Raw genomic sequence first — 3030 nt, forward strand, 5'->3', positions numbered from 1 at the left:
CCGGCACGCTGCGGCCGTCGCGCCAGGGCGCGGCGCAGCAGTCGCCCAGCGCCAGGATATGCGGATCGGGGGTTTCCAGCCGTTCGTTCACTTCCAGTTGGCCCACCTTGTTCAGCGGCAGGCCCAGGTCGGCCAGCAGGGTGGGGCCCTGGATGCCCGCCGCCCACATGCAGAGCTGAGCGGGGAATTCGCGGCCGTCGGCCGTCCTGACGCTGTCGGCCGTGACTTCGGAGACCCGGCAGGACGCTTCCACCCGAATGCCCAGCTCCGTCAGCCGCTTGGTGGCCGCCACCGAGATTTTCTCGGGCAGGGCCGACAGGATGCGCGGTGCGCCCTCGACCAGGGTGATGGCCAGGTCGCGTTCGGCTTGGAAATTGGGCAGGCCATAGGCGCTGACCACGTGGCTGGCTTCGACCAGTTCCACTGCCAGCTCGACCCCGGTGGCGCCGCCGCCCACGATCACCAGATCGAGCCGGGCGGAAGGGTTGCGTACCTTGGCCTGGTCCACCAGCGCCATGGCCTTGAGCATGGTCAGGCGGAATTGCTCGGCGTTTTCGGTGGAGTCCAGCGTCACCGCGTGTTCGGCCGCGCCGGGCGTATTGAAGAAATTGGAGGTGCTGCCCATGGCCAACACCAGCGTGTCGTAGGCGAGTTCACGGCGCGGCAGGACTTCCTGGCCCTGCGCGTCGTTCACCGCGTCCAGCGTGATGCGGCGCTGCTCGCGATCGACCTGTTCCAGGCGGCCCTGCGCGAACGAAAATCCGTTCATGTGGGCCAGCATCAGGTAGGACAGCCCTTCCTGGTGGATGTCCAGGGTGCCTGCGGCGGCTTCATGCAGGGAGGGTTTCCAGATATGGAAGGGACGACTGTCAACCAGCGTGATGTGTTGCCGGCCATGCACGCGGCCAAGCTTGGCCGCCAATTCCAGCCCGCCGGCGCCGCCGCCGACGATGACAATGCGCTCAGAGGAGTTGGGCGTCGATCTAGGCATCATGGCTCCCAGTATAAATAGCGGCGCATCTCCCCGGAGATGCTAAGCCGTGTCAATGCATGACGAAACGGCTGATGGCCACGCCGACCCAGACCGTCCCGGCGAAGATCAGCAGCAGCATCACCGCGGCGCTGCCCAGGTCCTTGGCGCGGCCCAGCAGCGGGTGCGATTCGACGGAAAGCGCGTCGGCCAGCGCTTCGATGGCGGAATTCAGCAGCTCCGCCGCCAGCACCATGATCACCGTGCCCACCAGGAAAAACACTTCGACCGTGGTCCGGCCGAGGAAGAACGCGGCTGGGATCATCAGGACGGCCAGCGCCAACTCCTGGCGGAAGGCCGCTTCGTACTTGATGGCGGCCTTCAAGCCCTGCAGGGAGTAGCGCAGCGCGTTGAGGATGCGACGCAGGCCTCCCGAGCTCTTGTAGGGCGAATGATGCGGATTGTGTGACATGGGTGCGGAAAATGGGCTGGGTGTGGCGGCTTTTTAACAGATATGCATTGCCCGCGAAGCCATCGCGCGCATCTTTGGGCAAACCCTAATTGTGACGCATGCGGGAGCGGCGCAAGATTTGGTCAATTGGTAAGGCCACTTTACCTTTTGGCCTGAATTTTCCATCCAGTCCATGCCTATCCAGACCATCGAACCCCGCCGCTTGTATCGCCAGATCGCCGACCAGCTCCGGCTGCTGATCGAGGCGGGCGAGTTCCCGGTCGGCGCGCGTCTGCCGCCCGAGCGCGATCTCGCGCTCAAGCTGGGCGTGTCGCGTCCTTCGGTGCGCGAGGCGCTGATCGCGCTGGAGGTCGAAGGCTGGGTGGAAGTCCGCATGGGTTCGGGCGTCTATGTGCAAAGCCTGGCCGGCGGCCCGCGCGCCAGCCTGATGGCCGAGAGCCCGCTGGAAACCATACGCGCCCGCCAGGTGATCGAGGGCGAATTGGCCGCGCAGGCCGCATTGCGCAACACGCCCGCGCTGGTGGACGGGCTGGCCGAAGCCGTCGGCACCATGGAAGACGAGGCGCTGGCCGGCAACGTGCCGATCCGCGGGGACCGGCTATTCCATCTGCGCGTCGCCGAGATGGCGAACAATGCCGTGCTGGTGCGCGTGGTGAGCGAACTGTTCGACGAGCGCCACAACCCCTTGTCCGTGAAGTTGGGCGACTACTTCGAGAATCCTTCCAGTTGGGCGGCCGCCATCGCCGAGCATCGCAAGGTCATCGACGCCATCCGCGCCGGGGACGACCGCGGCGCGCGCGCCGCCATGCACCACCATCTGGCGTGCTCGCACGATCGCCTCACCGCAAGCTGGCCCGGTGCGGACGCTCCCGGCCAGTTGCTGGACAGCCGGGAACAGGCGGAACCATGAGCATCATGCGCAGTTGCCCCCCGTTCTGCATGACCAGGAGAAAGTCGCCATGACGCTGGCCTGTCGCATCCACGGGGCGCGCGACCTGCGCCTGGAACCGGACGAAGTCGCGCCGCTGGCGCCGCATGAGGTGGAGCTGAGGCTGGGCGCCGCGGGCATCTGTGGATCCGACCTGCACTACTTCCTGCATGGCCGCGTGGGCGCCTTTGTCATCCGCGAGCCTCTCATCCCCGGCCACGAGGCCTCGGGCGTGGTGCTGCGGACCGGCGAGGCCGTGCGTTCGGTGGCGCCGGGCATGAAGGTCGCCATCAATCCCTCGCACCCTTGCGGCGGCTGCGACTACTGCCGCGCCGGCCGCGACAATCTTTGCCGCAACATGCGCTTTCTCGGCAGCGCCAGCATTTACCCGCATGTGCAAGGCATGTTTCGCGAACGCTTCGTGATGGGCGAGCGGCAATTGACTCCAGTGCCGGAAGAGGATGTCTCGCTGGGCGAGATCGCCTGCGCCGAGCCACTGTCCATCGGCCTGCATGGCGTCAATCGGGCCGGACCGCTGCTGGGCAAGCATGTCCTGGTGACGGGCGGCGGCACCATAGGCTGCATGACCGTGCTGGCCGCCAGGCTGGCGGGCGCGGCGCGCGTGACCGTGGTGGATGTGGCCGACCGGCCCCTGGACAT

At 66.7% G+C, this 3030-nt stretch carries 4 protein-coding genes; 2 read left to right on the top strand and 2 right to left on the bottom strand.

Features of this window, described 5'->3' with window-relative positions:
• Both VIR09_RS07530 and VIR09_RS07535 read right to left on the bottom strand, forming a co-directional pair.
• The coding region (locus VIR09_RS07530) for an NAD(P)/FAD-dependent oxidoreductase (RefSeq protein WP_332012309.1) at positions 1-994 on the bottom strand (994 nt) is incomplete at its 3' end.
• Positions 995-1043: 49 nt separating this feature from the next.
• Positions 1044-1442: a diacylglycerol kinase gene (locus VIR09_RS07535; protein ID WP_332012310.1), complete on the bottom strand. Its 399-nt coding sequence runs from the start codon at positions 1440-1442 to the stop codon at positions 1044-1046.
• Positions 1443-1614: 172 nt separating this feature from the next.
• Here VIR09_RS07535 and VIR09_RS07540 point away from each other — a divergent pair, with 172 nt between their 5' ends.
• Together VIR09_RS07540 and VIR09_RS07545 are read left to right on the top strand one after the other, a co-directional pair.
• Positions 1615-2352: a FadR/GntR family transcriptional regulator gene (locus tag VIR09_RS07540; protein WP_332012311.1), complete on the top strand. Its 738-nt coding sequence runs from the start codon at positions 1615-1617 to the stop codon at positions 2350-2352.
• Positions 2353-2401: 49 nt separating this feature from the next.
• On the top strand, positions 2402-3030 hold a 629-nt coding region (locus VIR09_RS07545), incomplete at its 3' end, for an alcohol dehydrogenase catalytic domain-containing protein (protein ID WP_332012312.1).

Source organism: Achromobacter sp., assembly GCF_036567245.1.
Lineage (GTDB): Bacteria > Pseudomonadota > Gammaproteobacteria > Burkholderiales > Burkholderiaceae_B > Achromobacter.

What these genes read in the sequence shown, in the direction of transcription:
- VIR09_RS07535 (WP_332012310.1), bottom strand. Translation starts at nt 1,442, where the DNA reads ATGTCACACAATCCGCATCATTCGCCCTACAAGAGCTCGGGAGGCCTG.
- VIR09_RS07540 (WP_332012311.1), top strand. Translation starts at nt 1,615, where the DNA reads ATGCCTATCCAGACCATCGAACCCCGCCGCTTGTATCGCCAGATCGCC.